The sequence below is a fragment of the Nonomuraea roseola genome (assembly GCF_039535395.1).
Taxonomy (GTDB): Bacteria; Actinomycetota; Actinomycetes; order Streptosporangiales; family Streptosporangiaceae; genus Nonomuraea; species Nonomuraea roseola.
This window is the reverse complement of the sequence record NZ_BAAAXC010000013.1, coordinates 45,775-70,549: the sequence shown is the minus strand read 5'-3', so window position 1 is coordinate 70,549 and position 24,775 is coordinate 45,775. Positions and strand designations below refer to the sequence as shown.

The 24,775-nt window shown below is 71.4% G+C and carries 23 protein-coding genes; 13 read left to right on the top strand and 10 right to left on the bottom strand.

Annotation, left to right across the window (positions count from 1 at the left end; translation table 11 throughout):
• Nucleotides 1–10 precede the first annotated feature (10 nt).
• Nucleotides 11–1,069, bottom strand: coding sequence for a DUF3866 family protein (locus tag ABFX55_RS17015; protein WP_346122136.1), 1,059 nt, complete (start codon nucleotides 1,067–1,069; stop codon nucleotides 11–13).
• Nucleotides 1,070–1,108: 39 nt separating this feature from the next.
• On the opposite strand from ABFX55_RS17015, the gene ABFX55_RS17010 reads away from it, so the two are divergent.
• From ABFX55_RS17010 to ABFX55_RS16975, 8 genes are all read left to right on the top strand, one after another.
• Complete coding sequence (locus tag ABFX55_RS17010) at nucleotides 1,109–2,056, top strand: helix-turn-helix transcriptional regulator (RefSeq protein ID WP_346122135.1); 948 nt, start codon at nucleotides 1,109–1,111, stop codon at nucleotides 2,054–2,056.
• A complete protein-coding gene (locus ABFX55_RS17005; protein WP_346122133.1) occupies nucleotides 2,053–3,021 on the top strand; it encodes a helix-turn-helix transcriptional regulator in 969 nt (322 codons plus the stop codon). Before ABFX55_RS17010 ends, ABFX55_RS17005 begins: the two co-directional genes overlap by 4 nt.
• Nucleotides 3,022–3,268: 247 nt before the next feature.
• Entirely contained in the window at nucleotides 3,269–3,586 is a 318-nt protein-coding gene (tatA, locus tag ABFX55_RS17000) for a Sec-independent protein translocase subunit TatA (protein ID WP_346122131.1), read from the top strand.
• Between the two features lie 30 nt (nucleotides 3,587–3,616).
• The gene (gene tatC / locus ABFX55_RS16995; protein WP_346122129.1) at nucleotides 3,617–4,450 is read left to right on the top strand and encodes a twin-arginine translocase subunit TatC; all 834 of its coding nucleotides are present in this window, start codon (nucleotides 3,617–3,619) and stop codon (nucleotides 4,448–4,450) included.
• 3 nt (nucleotides 4,451–4,453) lie between these two features.
• Entirely contained in the window at nucleotides 4,454–5,314 is an 861-nt protein-coding gene (locus ABFX55_RS16990) for a diacylglycerol/lipid kinase family protein (protein ID WP_346122127.1), read from the top strand.
• A gap of 49 nt (nucleotides 5,315–5,363) precedes the next feature.
• Nucleotides 5,364–6,134, top strand: coding sequence for an FHA domain-containing protein (locus ABFX55_RS16985; RefSeq protein ID WP_346122125.1), 771 nt, complete (start codon nucleotides 5,364–5,366; stop codon nucleotides 6,132–6,134).
• A 2-nt stretch (nucleotides 6,135–6,136) separates the two neighbouring features.
• A complete protein-coding gene (locus ABFX55_RS16980) occupies nucleotides 6,137–6,493 on the top strand; it encodes a hypothetical protein (protein WP_346122123.1) in 357 nt (118 codons plus the stop codon).
• A 169-nt stretch (nucleotides 6,494–6,662) separates the two neighbouring features.
• The gene (locus tag ABFX55_RS16975) at nucleotides 6,663–9,392 is read left to right on the top strand and encodes a DEAD/DEAH box helicase (protein WP_346122122.1); all 2,730 of its coding nucleotides are present in this window, start codon (nucleotides 6,663–6,665) and stop codon (nucleotides 9,390–9,392) included.
• A 527-nt stretch (nucleotides 9,393–9,919) separates the two neighbouring features.
• On the opposite strand, the gene ABFX55_RS16970 is transcribed toward ABFX55_RS16975, so the two are convergent.
• The 4 genes from ABFX55_RS16970 to ABFX55_RS16955 all read right to left on the bottom strand — a co-directional run bounded on the left by ABFX55_RS16970 (nucleotide 9,920) and on the right by ABFX55_RS16955 (nucleotide 13,577).
• The gene (locus tag ABFX55_RS16970) at nucleotides 9,920–11,032 is read right to left on the bottom strand and encodes an ABC transporter permease (protein WP_346122121.1); all 1,113 of its coding nucleotides are present in this window, start codon (nucleotides 11,030–11,032) and stop codon (nucleotides 9,920–9,922) included.
• Nucleotides 11,029–11,925 carry an ABC transporter ATP-binding protein gene (locus ABFX55_RS16965; RefSeq protein WP_346122119.1) on the bottom strand — a complete coding sequence of 299 codons (897 nt, stop codon included), beginning with the start codon at nucleotides 11,923–11,925 and terminating at the stop codon, nucleotides 11,029–11,031. Before ABFX55_RS16965 ends, ABFX55_RS16970 begins: the two co-directional genes overlap by 4 nt.
• Nucleotides 11,926–12,390: 465 nt before the next feature.
• Nucleotides 12,391–12,768 (bottom strand): GntR family transcriptional regulator, encoded by a 378-nt coding sequence (locus ABFX55_RS16960; RefSeq protein ID WP_346122117.1) that lies wholly within the window; start codon nucleotides 12,766–12,768, stop codon nucleotides 12,391–12,393.
• Nucleotides 12,765–13,577 carry a hypothetical protein gene (locus ABFX55_RS16955; protein ID WP_346122115.1) on the bottom strand — a complete coding sequence of 271 codons (813 nt, stop codon included), beginning with the start codon at nucleotides 13,575–13,577 and terminating at the stop codon, nucleotides 12,765–12,767. Before ABFX55_RS16955 ends, ABFX55_RS16960 begins: the two co-directional genes overlap by 4 nt.
• 1,043 nt (nucleotides 13,578–14,620) lie before the next feature.
• Here ABFX55_RS16955 and ABFX55_RS16950 point away from each other — a divergent pair.
• Nucleotides 14,621–14,791 carry a hypothetical protein gene (locus ABFX55_RS16950; protein ID WP_183661613.1) on the top strand — a complete coding sequence of 57 codons (171 nt, stop codon included), beginning with the start codon at nucleotides 14,621–14,623 and terminating at the stop codon, nucleotides 14,789–14,791.
• 88 nt (nucleotides 14,792–14,879) lie between these two features.
• On the opposite strand, the gene ABFX55_RS16945 is transcribed toward ABFX55_RS16950, so the two are convergent.
• Nucleotides 14,880–15,254 carry a VOC family protein gene (locus ABFX55_RS16945; protein ID WP_346122113.1) on the bottom strand — a complete coding sequence of 125 codons (375 nt, stop codon included), beginning with the start codon at nucleotides 15,252–15,254 and terminating at the stop codon, nucleotides 14,880–14,882.
• 76 nt (nucleotides 15,255–15,330) lie between these two features.
• Nucleotides 15,331–16,764 carry an RNB domain-containing ribonuclease gene (locus ABFX55_RS16940; protein WP_346122111.1) on the bottom strand — a complete coding sequence of 478 codons (1,434 nt, stop codon included), beginning with the start codon at nucleotides 16,762–16,764 and terminating at the stop codon, nucleotides 15,331–15,333.
• Nucleotides 16,765–16,884: 120 nt separating this feature from the next.
• Here ABFX55_RS16940 and ABFX55_RS16935 point away from each other — a divergent pair, with 120 nt between their 5' ends.
• Entirely contained in the window at nucleotides 16,885–17,910 is a 1,026-nt protein-coding gene (locus tag ABFX55_RS16935; RefSeq protein ID WP_346122109.1) for a LacI family DNA-binding transcriptional regulator, read from the top strand.
• A 7-nt stretch (nucleotides 17,911–17,917) separates the two neighbouring features.
• Here the strand turns inward: ABFX55_RS16935 and ABFX55_RS16930 are convergent, their stop codons facing one another.
• Nucleotides 17,918–18,811 (bottom strand): 5'-3' exonuclease, encoded by an 894-nt coding sequence (locus ABFX55_RS16930; protein ID WP_346122520.1) that lies wholly within the window; start codon nucleotides 18,809–18,811, stop codon nucleotides 17,918–17,920.
• A 63-nt stretch (nucleotides 18,812–18,874) separates the two neighbouring features.
• Nucleotides 18,875–20,134, bottom strand: a complete 1,260-nt coding sequence (locus tag ABFX55_RS16925) for a PP2C family protein-serine/threonine phosphatase (protein ID WP_346122107.1) — start codon at nucleotides 20,132–20,134, stop codon at nucleotides 18,875–18,877.
• Between the two features lie 146 nt (nucleotides 20,135–20,280).
• Between ABFX55_RS16925 and ABFX55_RS16920 the strand changes: the two genes are divergently transcribed.
• A complete protein-coding gene (locus tag ABFX55_RS16920; RefSeq protein ID WP_346122105.1) occupies nucleotides 20,281–21,390 on the top strand; it encodes a M24 family metallopeptidase in 1,110 nt (369 codons plus the stop codon).
• 100 nt (nucleotides 21,391–21,490) lie between these two features.
• On the top strand, nucleotides 21,491–22,645 hold the full coding sequence (locus ABFX55_RS16915; RefSeq protein WP_346122103.1) for an acyl-CoA dehydrogenase family protein: 1,155 nt from the start codon (nucleotides 21,491–21,493) through the stop codon (nucleotides 22,643–22,645).
• Here ABFX55_RS16915 and ABFX55_RS16910 read toward each other — a convergent pair.
• Nucleotides 22,623–23,174 carry a DUF4291 domain-containing protein gene (locus tag ABFX55_RS16910; RefSeq protein WP_346122101.1) on the bottom strand — a complete coding sequence of 184 codons (552 nt, stop codon included), beginning with the start codon at nucleotides 23,172–23,174 and terminating at the stop codon, nucleotides 22,623–22,625. The two genes, ABFX55_RS16915 and ABFX55_RS16910, sit on opposite strands and share 23 nt — an antisense overlap.
• A 235-nt stretch (nucleotides 23,175–23,409) precedes the next feature.
• On the opposite strand from ABFX55_RS16910, the gene ABFX55_RS16905 reads away from it, so the two are divergent.
• On the top strand, nucleotides 23,410–24,774 hold the full coding sequence (locus tag ABFX55_RS16905; RefSeq protein ID WP_346122099.1) for a hypothetical protein: 1,365 nt from the start codon (nucleotides 23,410–23,412) through the stop codon (nucleotides 24,772–24,774).
• The last annotated feature ends 1 nt before the right edge of the window (nucleotide 24,775 follow it).

Here is a 24,775-nt window from a genome sequence, read left to right as displayed (position 1 = left end):
GGATCCGGCTCTAGTCCAGAAGTGTGACCGCGTGCCGCCCGGCCGCCGCCGAGGCCAGGAAGTAGGCCAGGTCCTCCTCGAGACCCCGGCCCATCGTCGACAGCTTGACAGGCGAGTCGAGCAGCGCCTCGTACAGCCCGTCCACGGGCACGGAGACCAGCTCGTGCCGTACGGCCAGCAGCTCGGCCTGGTCGCGCACCCGCTCGCCGAACTCACCCGGCAGCTCCGGCACGACCACCTGGGCCGGTGTGAGCGCCACCCTGCCGTAGGCGGTCAGCGAGTGGTGCGAGACGCCGATGTGCCGCTCGCGTGTGTCCCCCTCGCTGATCCGCAGCGCCGCGACCGGGCGGCCGCCCAGCACGGCCGCGGCGTTGACCGCCTCGCCCGCCGACACCCCCGAAAAGCCCCACCTGGTGCCGGTGCCGAGGTTGCCGGGGCCCTGGGTGACGATCACCACGTCGGCCTTCAGCACGTGCCTGGCGGCCAGCAGGCCGGTGTGGGTGGTGACGGCCTCCACGTCCCCGCCGAAGGACTGGCCCACGGTGACCACGCCGGCCAGCCAGCCGATCTCGCGCAGCTTCGCGCAGGCCATGGAGAACCAGGCGGGAAGCGCGCCGCCGTCGAGCATCACGTAGGCGACCCTGGGTCTCGGCCGCATCCCGCACAGGATCGGCGGCAGAGCCGAGTGCAGGTCGGCCACCACGACGGGCATCCCGTCGAGGGAGTCGGCCTCGCGCAGCAGCTCGTGGAAGGGGGAGTCCTGCTCGTCCGCGCCGAGCACGGTGGCCTGCATCGGGGTGTAGCGTGCCTTCACCAGGTGGCCTGGACCTTCAGGATCTTCCGGCAATCTGTTCGGGACGGCCACCACCATGGCGTAACCTCCCGTACCGAGACCCATCGCGAGTGCGGTCGTGTTGAGCAGCACCTCGTCACCCGGTTCAGGACGCCCCACCAGTGGGGGATAGGCCAGCGCCCTGCAGGTCCCCTCGGGGACGGTGACCTCGAGCTCCACAGCTCCCGGCCACTCGCGCCGGATCCGGACAACCTCGCCCTTGCGCCATCTGATCACGGAGGCAGGGTAGCGTCGAATGAGTGAGGAGAAGGGCAGATGTCGCGCCGTAAGACAGAGCGGTTGCTCAATCTTGTGATCTGCCTGCTCGCGACGCGCCGGCCGCTGTCGGCCGAGCAGATCCGCCAGGCCGTCCCCGGCTACGACCGCGACGGCGACGAGGCCTTCCAGCGGATGTTCGAGCGCGACAAGAACGAGCTGCGCGAGATCGGCATCCCCATCGAGGTCCACCGCGACCCGTGGGAGGACGAGCCGGGCTACCGCATCCAGCGCGAGGCCTACGAGCTGCCCGAGATCACGCTGGAGCCCGACGAGGCGGCCGTGCTCGGCCTGGCCGCGCAGGTGTGGCAGCGCGCCAGCCTTGCCGAGGCGGCCAGCGGGGCGCTGCTGAAGCTGCGCGCGGGCGGCGTCGCCACCGACGCGGGGCCCGGCGAGGCGCTGGAGCTGCGCGTCGACACGCGCGACCCCTCCTTCCCCGCGCTGTGGGAGGCGGTGCGCGACAGGCGCGTCGTCAGGTTCGACTACCGCCCCGCCGCGGGCGAGTCGGTGCGCACGCGCACGGTCGAGCCGTGGGGCGTCATCAGCCGCAGGGGCAAGTGGTACGTGGCCGGCTTCGACCGCGACAGGCACGCCCCCCGCGTCTTCAGGCTCAGCCGCATCACGGGACAGGTCGCCCCGGTCGGCAGGCCAGGGGTGGTCGAGGTGCCCGAAGGGGTGGACCTGCGGGAGATGGTCGGCTTCCCCGAGGAGGCGATGCAGGAGCGCACCGCCGTCCTCGAGGTACGGCAGGGCGCGTGCGAGGGGCTGCGGCAGGTCGCGCGGGCCGTACACGAGGGGCGCGAGGGATGGGACACGGTGGAGCTGGTCTTCGCCGACCCCGAGCGGCTGGCGGGATGGATCGCGAGCCTGGGCGCCGACGTGAGGGTGGTGGGGCCGCCCGACGCGAGGGAGGCCGTGATCGCACGACTGAAGGGGGCGCTGGCATGAGTTCGACGGCGGATCGGCTGCCGAGGCTGCTGGCGCTGGTGCCGTACCTGATGTCCCACCCCGGGGCGCAGGTCGACGAGGTGGCGGCGGTGTTCGGGCTGAGCGAGAAGCAGCTCATCGACGACCTGCAGCTGGTGTGGATGTGCGGGCTGCCGGGGCACACCCCCGGCGACCTGATCGACGTCTCGTGGGACGGCGGCGAGATCATCATCGACAACGCCGACACCATCGCCCGCCCGTTGCGCCTCGGCATCGACGAGGCCAGCGCGCTGCTGGTGGCGCTGCGGATGCTGGCGGCCACCCCCGAGCTGGCCGAGTTCGCCCACGGCGACGCGCTGCCCCGCGTGGTGGCCAAGCTGGAGCAGGCGGCGGGAGAGGGCGCGGCGGCCGTCAGCAGCCAGTTCGCCGTCGACGTGGAGTCGGCCCCCGACGCGGCCGCCAGGGTGCGCGAGGCGCTGACCGGCAGGCGCAGGCTCTCGCTGCGCTACTACGTGCCCGGCCGCGACGAGGTGACGCCCCGCGAGGTCGACCCGACCCGCCTGGTCATGGCCGACGGCCGCACCTACCTGGAGGGCTGGTGCTACAGGGCGGAGGCGATGCGGCTGTTCAGGCTCGACAGGATGCTGACGGTCGAGGTGCTCGACGTGCCCGCCGACCCGCCCGCGGGCGCCGAGCCGATCGACGTCACCCAGGGCGTCTTCAGGCCCTCGCCCACCGACGAGCTGGTCGTGCTGGAGGTGACGGCCGCGGGTCGGTGGGTGGCCGAGTACTACCCCTACGAGCAGGTCGAGGAGCTGGGGGAGGGGCGCATGCGCATCACGCTGCGCGCACGTGACGACGACTGGACGCTCAAGCTGCTGCTGCGCCTGGGCGACACCGGCAGGATCGTCTCGCCGCAGGCCATGGCGGCCAGAGTGCAGCAGGAGGCCGAGCGGGCGCTGGCGCTGTACGCTCAGGCGTCATGAGCTGGATCTACGTCGCGGTCGCGCTGGGCGTGGCCGGCCTTGCCGTTCTGGGGTTCGCGACGGCCAGGGTGTTGACCGAGGCCAGGCGGCTGAGCGACGAAGTGCGGCGGGCCGGCGCCCGGATTGCGTCCAGCGAGCAAACATTGCGCCTCCGAAATGGGGCGAAAGGGAGCCGAGGGGATGAGTCTGGGCTTCCGGCAGCGTACGATCGTCGGTGAGATTGCACCTCGCTCAATAAGGATGTTTCATGCCAAACCTCGGAGTGCCTGAGCTGCTGATCATCGCCTGCGTGCTGGTCCTGCTGTTCGGGGCCAAGAAGCTGCCGGAGATGGCGAGGGGCGTGGGCAAGTCACTGCGCATCTTCAAGGCCGAGACCACCAAGCTGCGCGAGGAGGACGACGAGTACAGCGCGACGCAGGGCGCCCAGCCCGCGCCCGCCCAGCCGCAGCCTCAGCCCGCCCAGCCGCTGGCCGCCGCCGCTCCCTCGCCCGAGGAGCAGGCCCGTCAGCTCGAGGAGCAGGCCGCCAAGCTGCGCGCGCAGGCCTCGGCCAACAAGAACGCCTGACTCACACCCCACCTCTCCAGGGACCGCTGAATGGCGCTGCTCAAACGGCCGACCAAGGCCACCGTCGACGATGAGGGGCGCATGCCCCTCATGGAGCATCTGCGCGAGCTGCGCAACAGGCTCGTCTACGCGCTCCTCGCGCTGGTCGTCGGCGCTGTCGTCGGGTTCTTCGTCTTCGATCCCGTCTGGGCCTTCCTCAAGGAGCCCTTCTGCGACACAGCCGCGGCCCAGCAGCTGCGTCCTGGACAGTGCACGCTGACCACAGGCGGCATCCTCCAGTCGTTCTTCACCACGCTGAAGGTCTCGGCGATGGTGGGCATCCTGGTGTCCTCGCCCGTCTGGCTCTACCAGATCTGGGCGTTCGTCACTCCCGCGCTCTACCGTAACGAGAAGCGTTACAGTGTGGCGTTCCTGGCCATCGCGATCCCGCTCTTCCTCGGTGGCGCCGCGCTCGCCTACATCATCATGGACACCAGCCTGGCGATCCTGCTGGGCTTCATGCCGGCCGACACCGTCGCCACCATCCAGATCAACGAGTACCTCGACTACGTGCTGATCATGCTGGTGATCTTCGGGGTCTCGTTCGAGCTGCCGCTGATGCTGGTCTTCCTCAACGTCATCGGGGTGCTGTCGCACGCCACGGTGAAGAAGCACCGCCGCACCGTCGTGTTCCTGATGTTCGTCTTCGGAGCCGTCATCACGCCTGGCGGAGACCCGGTCACGATGATGGCGCTGGCCGCGCCGATGGTGATCCTCTACTTCCTGGCCGAGACCGTCATCTACCTGCGCGAGAAGCGCAGGCCGCAGGATCCCGACGCGCTGCTGTCCGACGACGAGGCGGCCCCGCTCAACCTGGACGACTGACGGGTGGACCTGGCCCTCTTAGTCAACCCCGCCGCCAGGGGCGGCAGGACGCTGCGCCTGCTCGCGCCGCTGGTGCGCCGGTTGCGCCAGGGCGGGGCCGAGGTCAGCGTGATCGTCGGCGACGGCCCTGCCGACGCCCTGGACAGAGCCTGCACCGCGGTGGCCGAGCGCCCCGACGCCCTGGTGGCCTTCGGCGGCGACGGCCTGGTCCATCTGGCCGTCCAGGCGGTGGCCGGAGGCGAGGTGCCGCTGGGCATCATCCCCGCGGGCACCGGCAACGACTTCGCCGCCGCGCTCGGCCTGACGGGCCGCGACCCCGTCAAGACGATCCTGCGCGGCAGGGCGCGCGCCATCGACGCCGCCCGTGTCGGCCCCGACGAGTGGTTCGCGAGCGTGGTGTGCTGCGGCTTCGACTCCAGGGTCAACGAGCGCGCCAACGCGCTCACCTGGCCGCCCGGCATGGCCAAGTACCTGCTGGCCGCGGCCGGCGAGCTGCGCGACTTCAGGCCCATCCCCTTCAGGATCACCCTGGACGGCCGGGTGGTCGAGCAGGAGGCGATGCTGGTGGCGGTCGGCAACACCCGCTCGTACGGCGCCGGCATGCGGATCTGCCCCACCGCCGAGCCCGACGACGGGCTGCTCGACGTGACGATCCTCGGCGCGGTCGGCAAGGGCGCGTTCGTCCGCTCCTTCCCGCGCGTCTACAGGGGCGGGCACGGCGCCCACCCGGCGGTCACCATGCTGAGGGCGAGGACCGTCACGCTGGAGGCGCCCGACGTGGTCGCCTACGCCGACGGTGAGCGGATCGGCCCCCTCCCGCTGACCTGCGCCGTTTCGCCAGGAGCGCTGCGCGTCCTGATTTGAGTAGTGGGCTACTCAGGCGCTGTCCTGCCGGTCGGCTCACCATGGACGCATGCCTCGCCTGATCGTCATCCATCCCCCCGGACTGGAGGGGACCGTCCTGCCCGTCGGGGAGCGGCGGCAGGTGATCGGCCGCGGTTCCGCGGCGGATCTGCGCCTGGAGGATCCGCACCTCAGCGCCGCGCACGCCGCCATCGTGCCCGTCGGGGGCGGCGGCGTCACCATCGAGGACCTCGGCTCCCGCAACGGCACGATGGTCGAGCGGGAGCGGGTCTCCAGGCCGAGACGGCTGCGCGACGGAGAGGTCGTACGGCTCGGCACCGTGCACGCCCGCTACGAGGACGACACGGGCGCGGGTGAGCGCGGTCATACGGCCGCCATGCCGAGAGCCGCCGCCTACCACGTCGGCAGCCAGGCGGCCCACCAGCTCAACAACGTGGCGGGCGACCAGTACAACCACTACATCGAACGGCGCGACAGCTTCCTGCGTCAGGTGGCCGCCTACCGCAGCAAGGCCAGGGCGGTGTTCTGGCTGGGCGTGCTGATGATGTTCGGCGGCGCCGCCGTCTACGCCTACTTCCTGCTCAGAGGGATGGGGGACTTCCAGAGCTCGTTCGGCAGCGGGCAGATGCCAAGGGATTTCCCGTTCGGGCCCGACGTTGGTCTCGGGGTGCCGATCGGGCTCGTCGCCTTCGGCGTGGGCTTCGTCGGCAACATCCTGTTCTGGATCGGGCTGATCATGCAGATCGTCGCGGCGGCGCGGGCGCGCAAGGTCGACGTGGATCCGAGGCACTCATGGAACGCGCCCGCTCTACGGAGGTAGCAGTGGTCTTCAACATCGGTTCGCAGCAGGGCAACATCAACAACGTCGCGGGCGACCAGACGATCCACGGCGGCCAGCAGGCCTTCGTGGGCGGGCAGCCCGCCGACTGGGCCGCCCAGCTGGCCGAGGCGTTGCGGGGGGCGGGGATGGCGGTCCAGGCGGCGCAGGCCGAGGCCGTCAGGGCCGAGCTGGAGAGTCCCGCGCCGGACAGGCAGGCCATCGCGGGACGGCTGACGAGCATCGCGCAGGCCGTCGGAGCAGTCGCGGGGGCGGGGACGACGCTGCGCGAGCCGCTCGCCGCGCTGTGCACCTGGCTGGGGTCCGTGGGGACGCCGATCCTGCGGATGATCGGCCTCTGATCTACAATGTAAAGGCGCTCGCCCGGGACACCCGCCGCCGCGACGGGCGTCCCGGGCTCAGCGCAGGGGCGACCGGCGGAAGGCGCCGATCGGGGTTCCGGCGTGCTGGAATACGGGCCTGCCGGCTGCCTGGCCTGACCGGAATGGCGGTTTCGGTAGGCTGGCGGGTATGACAACGCCAGCGGAACGCTACGCGGCCTTCCGTGACAAGCACGGGGACGACGGCGCCGCACTTCGATCGTTTCGGGGGCACTACGAGTTCGAGCTGGACGACTTCCAGCTCGACGCGTGCAGGGCGCTGGAGGCGGGCGACGGCGTTCTGGTGGCGGCGCCCACGGGCTCGGGCAAGACGGTGGTGGGCGAGTTCGCCGTCCATCTGGCCCTTGAGCAGGGGCAGAAGTGCTTCTACACCACCCCCATCAAGGCGCTGTCCAACCAGAAGTACAACGACCTGGTCAAGCGGTACGGCACCGCCAAGGTCGGCCTGCTCACCGGCGACAACAGCGTCAACGGTGACGCTCCCGTGGTGGTCATGACCACCGAGGTGCTGCGCAACATGCTCTACGCCGGCTCGGCGACCCTGGCGGGGCTGGGCTTCGTGGTGATGGACGAGGTCCACTACCTGGCCGACCGCTTCCGCGGCGCGGTGTGGGAAGAGGTCATCATCCACCTGCCCGAGTCGGTGCGCCTGGCGGCGCTGTCGGCGACGGTGAGCAACGCCGAGGAGTTCGGCCAGTGGCTCGGCGAGGTGCGCGGCGACACCACGGTGATCGTCGACGAGCACCGGCCTGTGCCGCTGTGGCAGCACATGATGGTCGGCAACCGCGTCTACGACCTGTTCTCCACCGAGGAGGGCGACAACCTCTCCAGGATCAACCCCACCCTGCTGCGCCTGACGCGCGACGAGGAGCGGCTGGCGGGCGGCAGGGGCAGGAGAGGGTACGGCAGGCCGCAGCGCTTCCGCACGCCCGACAGGGCCGTGATCATCGACAAGCTCGACTCCGAGGGCCTGCTGCCCGCGATCACCTTCATCTTCTCCCGCGCGGGCTGTGACGCGGCCGTCATGCAGTGCCTGTTCGCGGGCATCAGGCTCACCACCGAGCGCGAGAGCCACGAGATCCGCCAGATCGTCGACGAGCGCACCGCCCACCTGCCCGACGAGGACCTCACGGTGCTCGGCTTCCTGGAGTGGCGCGACTGCCTGGAGCGCGGCCTGGCCGCCCACCACGCGGGCATGCTGCCGGCCTTCAAGGAGGTCGTGGAGGAGCTGTTCACCCGCAGCCTGGTCAAGGCCGTCTTCGCCACCGAGACCCTGGCGCTGGGCATCAACATGCCCGCGCGCAGCGTGGTCATCGAAAAGCTCGACAAGTGGAACGGCGAGACCCACGCCGACCTCACCCCGGGCGAGTACACCCAGCTCACAGGGCGGGCAGGCCGGCGCGGCATCGACGTCGAGGGCCACGCGGTCGTCGTCTGGCAGCCCGGCATGGACCCCATCTCGGTGGCGGGTCTGGCGGGCACCCGCACCTACCCGCTGCGCTCCAGCTTCCAGCCCTCCTACAACATGGCCGTCAACCTGGTCGGCCAGTTCGGCCGCGAGCGCGCCAAGACCCTCCTCGAGGCCTCCTTCGCGCAGTTCCAGGCCGACAGGGCGGTGGTCGGCATCGCCAAGCAGCTGCGCAAGCACGAGGAGGCGCTCGAGGGCTACCACGAGGCGATGCACTGCCACCTCGGCGACTTCCCCGAGTACGCGGGGCTGCGCCGCCGCCTGTCCGACCGCGAGACCGAGCTGGCCAAGCAGCGCGGGAGCGCGCGCAGGGCCGCGGCGGTGCGCTCGCTCGAGGCGCTGAAGCCGGGCGACGTCATCCGCGTGCCCGGCGGACGGCGGGCGGGCCTGGCGATCGTGCTCGACCCCGGTCTCAACCCGCGAGGGCACGGGCCCAACCCGCTCGTGCTGACCATCGGCAAGCAGGTCAAGAAGCTCGACCCCGCCGACTTCCCCGTGCCGGTCGAGCCGCTCGACAAGATCCGCATCCCGCGCAACTTCAACGCCCGAGCGCCGAAGGAGCGCGCCAACCTCGTCTCCACGCTGCTGGCCAAGATCGGCGACCGAGACCTCGGCAAGCCGCCGCGCGCCCGCGACCACGCGGTCGAGGACGAGGAGATCATCGAGTTGCGGCGGCTCATCCGCCAGCACCCCTGCCACGGCTGCGCCGACCGCGAGGACCACGCCCGCTGGGCCGAGCGCTACTACAAGCTGCTGCGCGAGACCGAGGGGCTGCGCCGTCGCGTCGAGGGCCGCTCGCACGTCATCTCCCGCACCTTCGACCGCATCTGCGCGGTCCTCGAGCAGCTCGGCTACCTCGAGGACGAGAACGTCACCGCGGAGGGCCGCCGCCTCGGCCGCCTCTACACCGAGCTCGACCTGCTGACGGCCGAGTGCCTCAGGACGGGGCTGTGGGAGGAGCTCGACGCCGCCGAGCTGGCCGCGTGCGTCTCGGCGCTGGTGTTCGAGTCGCGCCAGGCCGACGACGCCAGGCGGCCCAAGATCCCGGCGGGGCGCGCCCAGGACGCGCTCACGGCGATGGTCAGGCTGTGGGGCGAGCTGGAGGGCATCGAGAAGGACAACGGGCTGTCCATCATCCGCGAGCCCGACCTCGGGTTCGCGTGGGCGGCCTTCCGCTGGACGAAGGGCCACACCCTCGACGCGGTGCTCACGGACGGCATCAACGGCAACGAGCTGGCGGCGGGCGACTTCGTGCGCTGGGTCAAGCAGCTGATGGACCTGCTGGGGCAGGTCGGCAACGCCGCGCCTCCCGGCAGCAAGGTCAAGCAGACCGCCAACAAGGCCATGGACGCCATGCGCCGAGGCGTCGTCGCCTACTCCTCCCTGTCCTGAGCCCACCAGAGGAGACAAGGCAACTTGCCCCCGCTCACCGGACCCGCCGTCTTGGTCGCGGCTCTCGCCCCGGACATGCTGCGGTGTTGCTGCTGACCTGCGGGAACTCCTTGAGAAACACGATCACGGGACGGCGGGCCCAGATTCCACTCCACGCAGGTCACACCCATATCCGTTGGATTTGAGGTGACGGTCTCCAGCAACTCGGAGGTGGCCTGACGGACGAGGTCGGCGGCGTCCGGCAGCCGTGTGTTCGTAATTCCCTGTTGGGGTCCCGGCAGTAATCGCGGAAAATCCCACGGAACTATCACTGACCTGCGGTTACTTAGCTCCCGGGGCGGTTGACGATCTTTGCCTGGCCGGGTGAAGGCGGGCCGCGGCGATCAACGCGGGCATGAGGCGCCACCCACGGAAGCTTTCCCTCGCCGGTCGCGATCACGCTTCCTGCCACGATGAGCAGCCACACCCCGCCGAAACCGGAGATCAGCGTCTTCCAGGTGAGGCGGGTGCCCGTTTGGGATTGGTCATTACCGCATGCGCACCACGTCGCCGAGCTTGACCCGGGCGCCTGTCCGCAGCACCGCCCGCTGGTACACCTTGGCGCCGAAGGCCAACGCCGCGAGCACCGCCGCCACCATCGCGGCCATGGAGAGCCCCGCCTGCCACAGCGGCACCTCGGTCGCGGCCATCCGCATCGGCATGACGATCGAGGAGAAGGGCGGCACGCACGACATGACCGTGGCCAGCGTGCCCGTGGGATCGCTGGTGGCGGTGTAGAAGGCCACGAAGTAGCTCAACATGATCACCATGATGAGCGGCGTCAGCACGCTGTTGACCTCCTCCTGGCGCGAGACCAGCGAGGCGAACGCCCCCGCCAGCGTGGCGAAGAAGGCGTACCCGAGGACGAACCACACCAGCACCCCGGCCACCAGCCCCGGCATGCCGGGCGGGAAGTCGCCGGCGATCCCCGAGAACCTGGAGGCGGCCAGGCCGACCGCCAGGATCGTGACCAGGTTGATCAGGCCCACCGCGCCCAGCCCGACGATCTTGCCGCCGAACAGCTGCCACGGCCGCAGCGTGGCCAGCAGGATCTCCACGATCCTGCTGCCCTTCTCCTCCACCACCCCCATGGCGACCATCGTGGCCTGGCCGATGAGCATCATGAAGAGCACGATCACCAGCACTATGGCGAGCCCGGTGCGCGCGGCCTGATAGCGGGTGTCGGCGCCTACGGACACCACCTGCAGCGGCGGGATCGACACGCCGGCGGCACCGAGCTTCGCCTCGCGGTTGACGCTCTGCAGGAGCACGCCGAGCTGGTCGTCGATCTCCCCGTCCGTGAGCACCTTGGTGCCGTTGACCAGCACCGCATCCACGTCCCCTTCGAGCACGGCCTGCTTGGCGGCGGCCTCGCCGGGGAACGCGCGCCAGGTGAACTCCGCGTCCGGGGCGGCGGCCTCCAGCGGCAGCCGCTGGGAGTTGACGGTGCCGAGGGTGTAGGACTCAGGCCCGTCGAGCAGCTTCGGCGCGAAGGAGACGGCCGCCACCAGCACGGCCGTGATGATCAGGCCGATGACGAACGCCTTCGTGCGGATCTGCGTCACGATCTCCCTGCGGGCGACCAGCATCAACCCGTTCACGCCACGGCCTCCTTGAAGATCTCGGTCAGGGTCGGGCGCTCGTGGCCGAAGTGCTCGACGTGCCCGGCCTTGATGGCGCGGCGCAGGATCTCCTGGTCGTCGCCGTACGTCGTACGCAGAATGTGCCGGTCACCGGACACGGTGACTGTGCCGGGCAGCCCGTCCGCCCAGCCATGGGCCGGATCGCGGACGACCACCCGCAGCGTGTCATTTCCGGCCGAGCGCAGGTCGGCCACCGTGCCCGTGGCCACCATCCGCCCGGCGGCCACGATGCCGACCGAGTCACACAGCCGCTCGACCAGCTCCAGCTGGTGACTGGAGAAGATCACCGGCGCCCCGTCCCTGCACCGCTCCTGCAGCGCGGTGGCCAGCGCGTCCACCGCGATCGGGTCGAGCCCGGAGAACGGCTCGTCCAGCACCAGCGCCTCGGGGTCGTGCACCAGCGCCACCGCCAGCTGCACGCGCTGCTGGTTGCCTAAGGAGAGCGCCTGCACCGGGTCGTTCCCGCGCTCGGCCACGCCCAGCCGCTCCATGAGGTCCTCGGTGGCCTTCTTGGCGGCCTCGGCGCTCATCCCGTGCAGGCGGCCGAAGTATTCGATCTGCTCTGCGACCCGCATCTTCTGGTAGAGGCCACGCTCTTCCGGCATGTAGCCGAAGCGGCGCCGGTCGTCGTAGCCGAGCGAGCGGCCCTGCCAGCTCACCGAGCCGGAGTCGGCCTGGAGCACACCCATCACGATGCGCATGGTCGTCGTCTTGCCCGCGCCGTTCGCGCCGACGAACCCGAACATCTCCCCCGGCCGTACGACGAAACTGATCCCATCCAGGGCGAGCTTGCCGTCGGGAGCGTCGGGGCCGCCCGCGAAGCGCTTGCGCAGCTCGCTGATCTCGAGCATCGGGTCCTCTCCTTCATCATGGGTCAATCGTGGTTTCCGAGCCGTTCGCCCTGCTAGTCGTGGGAAATCATGTGCTCGATGGCGCGGGGCCGGGCCGGTGCTTCGAAAATGACGCGGTCAAGTGATCTTCTCCCCGCTCGCCGCCGCCGGCCTGGCCGCCTCGACGCTCTTGCGCAAAGCGGTCGCGATCGGCTCCCCGGCTGCTGGGCGTCAGCCGTTCCGCCATCTACACGTACGTGCCGGAGCTGAAACCCCGGCGGCGACCGACAGATCGAGGCCAACGTGCCCGCACCACGCCCCGAGCTACTGCGGGGAGCCGGCTGGGCGCACCGATACCTGGAGCAGCCGATGCAGCGTGCCGATCTGCAGGTGCAGCCGCGCCCGGCGCATCTTCCCGGCCAGTCGGCTCGGACGCCGCCTGATCGGCCGCTACGCCGGGCGACCTGACCTTGCCGCCGGGCGCGGTCATGACGAGGTCGGTGCCGCCGCGCCGGGCGTCAGAGCCGCCTGCACGATGCGGATCGCCTCACCCGCGTCGATGCCGACGCTGGCGATCACGGCCGCGTAGTCGGCGGCAGCCCTGCGGGCCCGCTCCCTGCCCTCCTCGCCGGCGGCCGACACGAACGAGCCCGCCCGCCCGCGCGTCTCGATCAGCCCCGCCTCCTCCAGCTCCCGGTAGGCCCGGCCGACCGTGTTGACGGCCAGGCCGAGGTCGGCCGCGAGGTGGCGGATGGTCGGCAGCCGGGCGCCCACGGCCAGCGTGCGGTCCTGGATCTGCCGGGCGAGCTGGGCCCGCAGTTGCTCGAACGGCGGCACCGGCGAGGCCGCATCGATGATGATCATCGGATGTTCATGACCCGCTGGGCCACCGTCGCGCACGACGGCGTCCTGGCATGGAGCGCGACGCACGCGGCCAGGCTCAGGATCAGGTAGGCGAACGCGGCGGCGCCCCACCAGCCGGGCGCGGTGCCGAACAGCACCACCGGCAGCGACCACTGCACACTCGGCGTGGTGAGCTCGCGGGCGTCCTCGACGCGCATAATGACGTCGGCGGTCAGCGACTCCTCGTCCTCCGCCACGACCGGGAACCTGAGCAGGTGGCGCAGCTGCATGGCGGTGATGGCCATCGCGCCGAGCAGGCCGATCAGCACGACGACGGCCATCTGCCGCACGGTGGGCTCGGAAACGGCCAGGGCGCTTGCGGCCAGCGCCATCGCGCCGGCGAACGTGGCGACCGCGAAAATGGCGTACGGCCGGCCGAGCACGGTCCGCCAGCCGGGCTGGATCGGATGGGCGGCCCTGCGTGACAGCGTCGCGCCCGCCCGCTGGTCGACGCGTCGCACCCACCGGTCGAGCAAGGACTGTGCCAGCAGTAGCCCGGCCACCGACGCGGCCAGGGCCAGCAGCGACAGCGGGCGATGCGGCTGGAGGCCGCCGAAAGCGGAAGTGGCGGTGAAGGCGCTCACGATGATCAGCGCGGCCAGGATGACGTAAGTGGCCAGGCGGGCGCGTCTGCGGACCGCCAGCCGGCTGGCGAGCAGCGGGGTCGGGTGGGTGTCGGCCAGGTCGTGGCGGGCCAGCCACTCGCCCGCCATGCGCAGATCGGCCGCACGCGTCGGCGGGCCGGTGTCCGGTAGCGGTTCGAGGGTCATAGCGCCTCCTTTGTCGCAAGCTTTGTAGCAATAGGATGCGTCATAGGTTGCGACAAAGTCAACGCTCCTTGGGCTCTCGCCGTCCGGGTGGCGCGAGCCCCGGCTCAGCGGCGGCCGTCGCCGTGGACCATCAAGTGGACGGCTGCCGGCGCCGGCCACGGCCCCTCCCCGGGGTGCGCGTCGGACGGCCGAGGCCGAGCTCCGCGAGCGTCGCGCCGAGCGGGGCCTCGACCGCCGGGAACGTCTGCGGGCCTCGAGAACGCCAGGGCATGCCGCAGGTCCGGCCCCGCCCAGGACAGGCCCGCCGTCGCGGCCACGCCCGAACCGGGTCGTAGCCCCGGACGCCCAGCCACGACGGTCGCCTCCAGCGCCGTAGTCGAGTCCGCGTCGTGATCGGGCACGCCGCCGTGGCAAGTGCGTCCGCCGACCTCGAACGGGCTCCACGCCCCCGGCACGATCAGCCCGGAACGGGCCAGAACCAGCGGCCCGAGCACCGGATCGGCCGCCAGGGGGTCTTCTCCCGAACGTGTCCCCAGCCCCAGGGCGAGCCGATCTGCGCAGGTCACCCGACTTGCAAGAAGATCGCGTTCTCGGAAGCGGAGACGGTCACGACTTCTGAGAACACGCACGGCTGAGAGGTGAAACCCCAGCTCGGTGCCTCCGAGAAGAGGACCGCGCCGGCAGTTGGCGGCGGGGGACACGTTCGGGAGGAGGAGGCCGTCACCGGTGACCCGGTGGCCTCGACCCGGCCTCGCCGTACAGGAGGAGACTCTGCCGGGGGCCAAGGGCTCGCCTGACGGGCCTGACGTGCCTGACGTGGCGGCGGGGGCCGGAGTTCTGCTGGAGTGGCGTGATGGAGGGACGGTGACCGGTGACCCCGGTGGCCTCGACCCGGCCTTGCCGTACAGGAATCAACGAAGGGCTGACCGGGCGGTCAAGGTGTTGTGGTGGGAGGTTCACCCAACGTCACCTTCAGGCCAGTTTCCTGGGTGATCACAGCGGACATCCCCATGTCGGAAGGTATCCCCCGCCTGGAGGTTGGGATGTTCGCTCTGATCGCTGCCCTGCTGTTCGTGCTCGCCCTCGTCTTCGAGATCGCCGGTGTGGCGGTCGGCGGCCTGCTCACCGTCACCACCCTCGGCACCGCCGGTCTGCTCTGCGTCGCCCTCCACCTCATGGGCGTCGGCGCGGGCTGGAGCCCGCTCAAGAAGTGACCTAGCCATCGGACATCGGACGGGCCGCGCGTGAGGTTCCCCCGGCTTCGCGCGCGGCCTCCGGCCGTCCGCCCCCCGGACCGGCTCGTCAGAGACCGCGCTCGCCCTTGCTCCGCTCGACGCAGAACTCGTTGCCCTCGGGGTCGAGCAGCGTCACCCAGCCGAGGCCCTCGGCGGTGCGGTGGTCCTCGTACAGCTTCGCGCCCAGGCCGATGACGCGCTCGACCTCCTCGTCGCGCGTGCGCTCGGTCGGCATCCAGTCGAAGTGGATGCGGTTCTTCACCGTCTTGCCCTCGGGCACCCTGATGAACAGCATGCCTGGCAGGGGCGAGGGGGCCTCGACGAGCACCTCGGGATCGCCGGGCGCGTCCTCGCCGGACACCGGCCAGCCGGTCACGGTGCTCCAGAACGTCCCGAGCTCATAGGGGTTGGCACAGTCGATGGTCACATGACGGAGAATCATGACGGCCAGCCTAACGCGGGTGCTCACGCCGTCGCCCCGGCTCCAGGGAGGGGCGACGACGGCTCACACGGGCGGCTCAGGCGAGGGCTAGGGCGAAGCGGACCTCCCGGGTGCCGGGATCGGCCTGGGTGAGCCTGACGCGGACGCGCTGCCCCAGCGGCAGCGGCGAGCCGTCACACCTGGCGATGACGGCGGGGTCGGTGAGCTGCACCTGGCCGCCCTGGCGGCGCTCGTCGGTGTCGATCACGACCGCGTCGAAGTCATGGCCGATCCTGTCGCGCAGCACGAACGCCTCCACGAGGTCGATCGAGGCCCGCTCGACGGCGCCCGCGCGGCGTCCGGTGGAGGACATGATCTCCGGCAGGTCCATCAGCCCCGCCTGGATGTCGCCGGGCACCGGTTCGCCCGCGGCGATCGCCAGGCACGTCTCGGTGGCGTAGCGGTCGACCAGGCGCCGCAGCGGCGCGGTGACGTGCGCGTACGGCGCGGCCACCGCCGAGTGCTCGGCCATCGCGGGTGGCTCGCCGTTGAACGAGAGGTAGCCGGAGCCGCGCAGCAGGATCTTCGACTCGTTCAGGAACGCAGCCTGGGCGGGGTTCTTGGGGTCCAGCCCGTGCACGACGTCGCCGTAGGAGGCGCCCTCGGGCCACGGCACCTCCAGGGCGGCGGCGACCCTGCGCACCTTGGCCAGGTCGCCGGGCTGCGGGCTCGGCAGCACCCTCAGCACGCCGATCTCCGCGTCGAGCATCATCGAGGCGGCCGCCATGCCGGTCAGCAGGGAGATCTGCGCGTTCCACGCCTCGGAGGGCAGCGGCACCCGGTACTCCAGCCGGTAGCCGTCGTCGTCGCGGACGACCTCCTGCTCGGGCGTGGGCAGCGTGACGCCGCCACGCTCCCTCTCCAACTCCAACCGCAGCCGGCCGACCTCGGCCAGCAGCTTGAGCGTGCCGTCGGCGGTGCCGGTGTCGACGGCGGCCTGCACGTAGTCGTAGTCGAGCCGCTCGCGGCTGCGAACCAGCGAGCGCTGCACGTCCACGCCGACCGTGCGGCCCTCGGCGTCGAGGTCGATCCGCCACAGCGCGACGGGCCTGGTCACGCCGGGCAGCAGGCTGGCCGCGCCCTCCGACAGCACCTGCGGGTGCAGCGGCACCTTGCCGTCGGGCAGGTAGACCGTCTCGCCCCTGGTGCGGGCCTCAGCGTCGAGCGCGCCGCCCGGTCTGACGAAGGCGCCGACGTCGGCGATGGCGTACCACACGCGGTAGCCCGCGCCCAGTGCCTCGATGAACAGGGCCTGGTCCAGGTCCATGGATCCGGGCGGGTCGATGGTGACGAACGGCAGCCCCGTGTGGTCCTGCCTGGCCGTCCTCGCGGGGCTCTGCGCCACCTGCTCGGCCTCCCGCAGTACGGCCTGCGGGAACACCTCGGGCAGCTTGATCTCGCGCCTGATCCGCTCGAACCCGTCGGCCAGCCGCGGGTGGACATCTCCGGACACTCGGATGTTCGTGGTCACCCGGTCAACTTATCCCCTGACACCCCGCGGCGCCCCCTTCGCTGCCCCGTTCGACGCCACCGAAGAGCGGGCGGCTAAACCGCTCCATCGGTAGACTCCCGCCCTAGAGAAGGGGGAGCCGTGGGGCGACCGACGATTGCCGACATCGCCGCCAAGGTCGGCGTGTCCAAGGGCGCGGTCTCCTTCGCGCTCAACGGCCGCCCCGGCGTGAGCAAGGAGACCAGGGCGCGCATCCTGAAGGTCGCCGAGGAGATGAAGTGGCGCCCGCACAGCGCCGCCAGGGCGCTGGGCGGGGCGCGGGCCGAGGCGGCGGGGCTGGTCATCGCCAGGCCCGCCAGGACCATCGGCGTGGAGCCCTTCTTCGCCCACCTGCTGTCGGGCCTGCAGGCGGGGCTGTCGGCCGGCGCGGTCGCGCTGCACCTGCTGGTCGTGGAGGACACCGCCGCCGAGATCGAGGTCTACAGGCGCTGGGCCTCGGAGGGGCGCGTCGACGGCTTCATCCTGGTCGACCTGCAGGTGCGCGACCCGCGCATCGAGGTGATCGAGGAGCTCGGCGTGCCGGCGGTCGTGCTCGGAGGGCCGGGACCGCACGGCTCGCTGTCCAGCGTCTGGGCCGACGACAGGGAGGCGATGCTGTCGATCGCCGACTACCTGGCGGCGCTCGGCCACACCAGGATCGCCCACGTGTCGGGGCTGCCCGCCTTCCGCCACACCCAGCGGCGGGTCAGGGCGCTTCGCGACTCGGCGCGCAGGCTCCGCCTGCGGGAGGTGGTGTCGGTGCCGACCGACTTCAGCGACGCGCAGGGCGCCGCCGCCACCAGGGCGCTGCTGTCGCGCAAGGAGCGGCCTACGGCGATCGTCTACGACAGCGACGTGATGGCGGTGGCGGGTCTGGGCGTGGCGGCCGAGATGCGGGTGAGCGTGCCGGGCGAGCTGTCGATCGTGGCCTTCGACGACTCGGTGCTGACCCAGATCGTGCACCCCTCGCTGACCGCGCTGTCGCGCGACACGTTCGCGCTGGGCAGGCGGGTGGCCGAGACGCTGCTCGGCGCGATCGCCGACCCCGCCACGCCGGTGAACGTCAGGACGCCGACGCCGGTGCTGACCGTCAGGGAGAGCACGGCGGCGTCGGATAAATCTCTTTAGCGGCTGCTCAGCCGGTCAGGACGTCCAGCAGGCGGTTGAGCGGGGAGTCGAGGCCGTAGCGGTCGGCCAGCCGCACCAGGGCCTCGGGGTCGCGCGGCTTGGCGGGCAGGGTGAGGTCGGCGGAGGGCAGCGGCGCGGAGTCCGCGACCTTGACGACGGCGGGCGCGACCCGCAGGTAGTCGCGGGCGGCGGCCAGCTTGGTGCGCGACCCGGCGGGGAAGCCGTCGTTCTGGCCCGCGTCGAGCGCGGCCAGGATCGCCTCGAGGGAGCCGAACCTGGTGATCAGGGAGGCGGCGGTCTTCTCGCCGACGCCCGCGACGCCCGGCAGGCCGTCGCTCGGGTCGCCGCGAAGGGTGGCGAAGTCGGCGTAGCCGCGCCCGGGGATGCCGTACTTCTCGGTGACGAAGGCCTCGTCGACCAGCTGCAGGTTGCGCACCCCGCGAGCGGTGTAGAGCACCCGCACCGGGCGGGAGTCGTCGACGAGCTGGAACAGGTCGCGGTCGCCTGTCACGATGTCGACCGCTCCGCGGGCCTGGTGGGTGAGGGTGCCGATGACGTCGTCGGCCTCGTAGCCGTCGGACTGCAGGCGGGCGATGCCGACCGCGTCGAGCACCTGCTCGATGACGGGGATCTGCGGCACCAGCGTGTCGGGCACCTCCTCGGTGTGCCCGAAGGCGACCCTGTGCGCCTTGTAGGTGGGGATCGCCGCCACGCGGAAGGCGGGCCGCCAGTCGGCGTCCATGGTGGCCACGAGCTCCGTGGGGGAGTGCTGGCGCACCAGCGTGGCGATCATGTCGATGAGGCCGCGCACCGCGTTGACGGGCATGCCGTCGGGCGCCGTCATCGACTCCGGGATGCCGTAGAAGGCGCGGAAGTAGAGCGACGGGGTGTCGAGAAGCATCAGCACGCCCCCATCGTCGCACCACCCGGCGACAGTTTCGGGCCGCGGCGCAGGGAACGGTCGCTAGAGGCCGAGGATGCCGACGGCCAGCAGGCAGGCGTCGTCCTCGGGATTGGGCCCTCCGATGCTGGTCACCAGCTGGTCGAGGCCCGAGTCGAGGTCGTAGACCGGCAGCTCGCGGGCGGCCGACAGGGCGAGGGCGAGCCCTTCGTCGAGGTCGCGGGTGCGCCGCTCCACCAGCCCGTCGGTGAACAGCAGCAGCAGGTCGTCGGGGCGCAGCTCGATGCTGGCCAGCTCGTACGGCTGCTCGCACACCGCCCCGAGCAGCACCCCTCGCGGCGAGTCGAGCTGCTTGGCCATGCCGTCCCTGACCAGGATCGGCGCGAGGTGGCCCGCCTGCCCCCAGGTGAAGACGTTGGTGGTGGTGTCGAGATGGCCGATCAGCGCGGTGGCCGTGGTGTCGTGCAGGCGGTGCATCACCAGCTCGTTCAGCCACGACAGCAGCTGGTCGGCGGCCTGTCCCGTCATGGTCAGCCCGATGAGGGCGTGGCGCAGCTGGGCCATGTGCGCGATCGCGGGCAGGCCGTGCCCGGAGACGTCGCCGATGGCCAGCAGCACCCTGCCGTCGGGCAGCCCCGCCGCCTCGAACCAGTCGCCGCCCAGGTTGGCCGCCTTCTCCGCGGGCACGTAGCGCACCGCCACGCGGGTGCGCGGCAGGTCGAGGCAGCCGACGGGCTCGGGCAGGATGGCCTCGCGCAGCGCGATCATCACGTTGCGCTCCTCGGCCGCCCTCTCGCGCGCCTCGATGAGCTGGCGGCGCGACTCGGACATGATGCGCTCTGCCCTGCGCCGTCCGGTGATGTCCTGGACGACTCCGTGCACGCCGGTGGTCTCACCTGCCCCGACGAGGGGTTCGAGCACGACGCGCAGGTTGCGCACCTCGCCGCCCCTCCTGATCCTGAACTCCGCGTGCACGGGCTCGACGCCCTCGCCGACCGCCCAGAGCAGCTGGTCGAGCGTGGAAAGGTCGGCGGGCTCGACGTGGTCGGCCAGTTCGGACAGGCCGACAGGCCCCGCCGACGGGTCTCTACCGAAGATCACGTACACGTGGTCGGACCAGACGGCCTCGCCCGTGCGCAGGTTCCACTGGGCCCAGCCCATGTTGCCCAGCCGCTGGGCGTGGCCCAGCTGGACGGACAGCGTCTCGGCGGACTCGCGCCGCCGTAGCTGGTCGGTGAGCTGCTGCAGGAGCTCGGCGGCCGTCATCGGCCCGCCGGGCCGCCGGTCGTCACTGGAGGGAAGGGGTGCCTGAGGGCCGCCCACGACGCCGACCATAAGGGGCTCACTTCTCGTATGCACTGGAACGGGACAATTGCCCCACGTTATGTGATCGTCCTTCTACAGAGTGTAGCGGCGGCTTGCGTGTTGTGAGACTTTTCGGGGAATTTGACGAGGGTAGATTGGCCCTTGTGACGTCCGAAGATCTGTATCCCGTTTCCCGCCTCGCCGCCGCCCAGGAGGCCACCGCCAAGGCGGGGCTCGACGCCCTGCTGCTCACGCCAGGCCCCGACCTGCGCTACGTGAGCGGGTACGAGGCGCTGCCGCTCGAGCGGCTGACCTGCCTGGTGGTGCCCGCCCGTGGCGAGTCCTTCATGATGGTGCCACGTCTGGAGCTGCCTGCGGCGCAAGCCTCACCGGCCGCGCGCCTCGGCCTCGACTTCGTCGCGTGGGACGAGACCGACGACCCGTACGGCGTGGTCGCGAGCCGGCTGGGCTCGGTCGCCAAGGTGGGCCTGGCCGACCGCATGTGGGCGATGGCCTCGCTCCGCTTCAGGTCCGCCATGCCGGGCGCCGAGCAGGTGCTCGCCGGCTCCGTGCTGCGCGAGCTGCGCATGCGCAAGTCACCTGGCGAGGTCGCCGCGCTGCGCGAGGCAGGGGAGGCGATCGACTCCGTGCACCGGCAGGTGCCCCAGTTCCTCAAGGCCGGGCGGACCGAGCGTGAGGTCGGCAAGGACATCCACGACGCCATCCTCGCCGCGGGACACTCCACCGTCGACTTCGTCATCGTCGCCTCCGGCCCGAACGGCGCCAGCCCGCACCACGAGGTCTCCGACAGGGTCATCCAGGAGGGCGAGCCCGTGGTCGTCGACATCGGCGGGCAGCTGCACAACGGCTACTGCTCCGACTCCACCCGCACCTACTGCGTGGGCGAGCCGCCTGCCGACTTCGTCGCCTACTACGAGGTGCTCAGACGCGCCCAGGACGCCGCGTGCGAGGCCGTACGGCCCGGCGTGACGTGCGAGTCGATCGACGCGGCGGCCCGCACGGTGATCGCCGAGGCGGGGTACGGCGAGCACTTCATCCACAGGACGGGCCACGGCATCGGCATCGAGACGCACGAGGAGCCGTACATCGTGGCGGGCAACACCGAGGCGATGGAGCCGGGCTTCGCGTTCTCGGTCGAGCCTGGCATCTACCTGCAGGGGCGGCACGGGGCCAGGATCGAGGACATCCTGGTGTGCACGCAGGACGGCGGCGAGCGCCTGAACAACACCACGCGCGAGCTGGTGATCGTCTAGGGCCGGGTGACAGCGCAGGCCGAGGTGGAACCGGCCGGTGGGGGGCCTGGCACAATCGGGACATCGGAGACCCCGAGCCACATTCCTGGAGCGTGTCGCGATGACCGTTGAGCGTGCCCTGCCCACCCCCGAGGCGCACGACCTGATCGACCTGACCCGAGACCTGATCGCCAAGGAGGTCGCGCCGCGCGCCGCGGGCGACGAGTCCGCGGGGCGCTTCCCGCGCGAGGTCTTCACCACCCTGGGCGCCACGGGGCTGCTCGGCCTGCCGTACCCCTCCGAGTACGGCGGCGCCGACCAGCCGTACGAGGTCTACCTGCAGGTCGTGGAGGAGTTGGCGGCCGGATGGCTGGCCGTCGGTCTCGGCCTGTCGGTGCACACGCTGTCGTGCTTCCCCGTGGCCGCCTTCGGCTCCGACGAGCAGCGCGCCGAGCTGCTGCCCGACATGGTCGGCGGCGAGCTGCTCGGCGCCTACTGCCTGTCGGAGCCCGCCTCGGGCTCCGACGCCGCCGCGCTCACCACCCGCGCCGTCGTGGGCCCCGACGGTTACACCGTCGACGGCGTCAAGGCGTGGATCACCCACGGCGGCGTGGCCGACTTCTACATGCTCATGGCCCGCACCGGCGACAAGGGCGCCCGCGGGATCTCCTGCCTGCGCGTGCCGTCCGGGGTGGAAGGGCTCACCTACGGCGTGCCCGAGCACAAGATGGGCATGCGATCGTCTCCGACGACGCAGGTCCGCTTCGACTCGGTACGGCTCCCGCAGTCCGCGCTGGTCGGCGCCGAGGGTGAGGGCTTCCGTATCGCCATGGCCGCGCTCGACGGCGGACGGCTCGGCATCGCGGCGTGCGCGGTCGGCGTGGCCCAGGCCGCCTTCGACGCCGCCGTCGCCTACGCGGGGGAGCGGCGTCAGTTCGGCTCGCGGATCGTCGACTTCCAGGGCATCGGCTTCATGCTGGCCGACATGGCCACGCAGATCGCCGCCGCCCGCGCCCTGTACCTGGAGGCCGCGCGGCTGCGCGACGCGGGCAGGCCGTACGGCACGAAGGCCGCCATGGCGAAGCTGTTCGCCACCGACATGTGCATGAAGGTCACCACGGACGCGGTGCAGGTGCTCGGCGGCTACGGCTACGTCGAGGACTTCCCCGTCGAGCGCTACATGCGCGAGGCGAAGGTGCTGCAGATCGTGGAGGGCACCAACCAGATCCAGCGCCTGGTCATCAGCCGCGCCCTCACTCCCGAGTCGCGCCGATGACCTCCGCCAGCTCCCTCGGCAGCGGGTAGGGACGCTCGGCCGGCAGCAGAGGAGTCAGGTCGCGGCCCGCGCGCAGCGCCGCGTGCAGGCCGCGGACCTGCTCGGTCAGGTCGGTGATCGACAGCGTCCACTCGCCGACGTAGCGGTCGACGGCCTCGCCCGACAGGCCGATCTGGATCGACCGGTACGGCAGCGCGTTGTGGCGGGGGTCGCGTTCGGGATCCCACTGGACGCGTACCGGCATGTCCCGCCTGTCCGACAGGCAGGAGTGCGTCAGCGCCCACTCGAACCCCTCGCGGGTCAGCTCGATCGCCAGCACGCGGCCCTGGCCCTCCTTGGTGGCGTAGCCGCAGCGGTACATCATCCACAGGAACGACGGTTTGATCCAGGTCATCCGCCCGCGCCTGAACGGCGGGACGAACCGCTGCGCCGCCACCGCGGGAGCGGCGACGGCCGGATCGTAGGCCTGGTAGACGGTGATGGACTCCTCGGTGTAAGCGGCTCGGATCTGCCGGTAGGGGATGCTCATGGCGATCAGCGTGCCGAACCCGCACAATTCCCGGCAACGGGATTACCGTCGCGTCGCACACGTGGACCACAGGGAGAGGACCCCCTCACCGGCGCCCAGGGGACCTCGAGGGACGGCCGCCGTGAACCTTTTCGCGGACATGTGGTGAAAGCAAGGAGACGACCACGTCGGCACGGGGAACCCCGGCTGGCCATCTCCTAGGAGTCTCCTCGTGCACGTGCCATCGCCTGGTTTTGTGCTGCCCGCGAACCGCCATCGCGCGTTCCTGCTGGCGATGATCCCAGCCCTCGTCCTGCGAGTCCTCGCGATGGCCGGCTACCAGCCCGCGCTGTGGTTCTGGGCGGACTCCTTCTCCTACCTCAGAGCGGCGGCCGACCCTGTCCCTGGAACGTTCCGGCCTCTCGGGTACTCCCTGTTCCTCGCCGCGCTGGCGCCGGGTCACAGCCTCGCCCTCGTCACCGCGGTCCAGCACGTCCTCGGTGTGGGCCTGGCGGTCGCGGTGTACGTCCTGCTGCGCCGGCGCGGCCTGCCGGGCCTGGGCGCGACGGTCGTGACCATGCCCCTGCTGTACGACGAGTTCCTGATCCTCCTCGAACACATGATCATGGCCGACGCGCTCTTCACAGTCCTGGTCACGGCGGGGGTGATGGCGCTGTCGCGCCGGGCCGTCACGCCGCTGTCGGCGGGCGTCGGCGGGGCGCTGCTCGGGCTGGGGGCGATCACCAGGACCATCGGCGTGGCCGTGCTGGTGCTGGCCGTGGTGTTCGCGCTGCTGCGCCGTACCGGATGGCGGCCCCTGGCCGGGCTGGTGCTCGCGGGGGCGCTGCCGCTGGTGGCGTACGCCACCTGGATGTACGGCACGAGCGGCACGTTCGGGCTGACTCGGGCCGACGGGCTCTTCCTCTGGGCGCGCACCATGACCTTCGCCGACTGCTCGGTGATACGGCCGGAACCGAGGCTGGCGCGGCTCTGTCCCACGACGCCGGTGACCGCCAGGCCCGCGCCCGCCTTCTGGATGTGGGGAGCGGCGTCCCCGCCGGCCGGTACGCCACGCGACAGGAACGCGCTGGCAGGGCGGTTCGCCCGCGCCGCCATCATGGCCCAGCCCTTCGACTACCTGGCCGCAGGGGCAGGTGACCTGCGGCGACTGCTGCGCTGGGAACGCACCACGGCCAGGTCGGCGTCGATGACGAAGACGAATCCCTACTGGTTCCCCTTCGGGGAGCGGCCGCTGAGGCAGTCCACCAGGGCGGTGGCGGAGGCCTACGAGGGCGGCCCGGCGGCCACGAGGCTCACCGAGCCCTACGCGGGGTGGCTGCGCGGCTACCAGCGCTTCGGATACCTGCCCTTCCCGCTGCTGGTCGCGCTGCTCGGGGGCGCCCTCGTCCTGGCGTCGGTACGGCGGCGGCCCGACGCCCTGCTGCCGGGCCTGGCGGCCGCGGCGCTGGTTCTGGCACCGCCGTTCCTGACCGGGTTCGACGTCCGCTACGTCGTCCCGGCCATCCCGTTGACCTGCATGGCCGCGGGTCTCGCCGCGGCGGGACGCACGCGCGCGCCCGCCCAGGGCAGGCAGTCCAAGATTGTCGGAGGCCCTGCGTAGG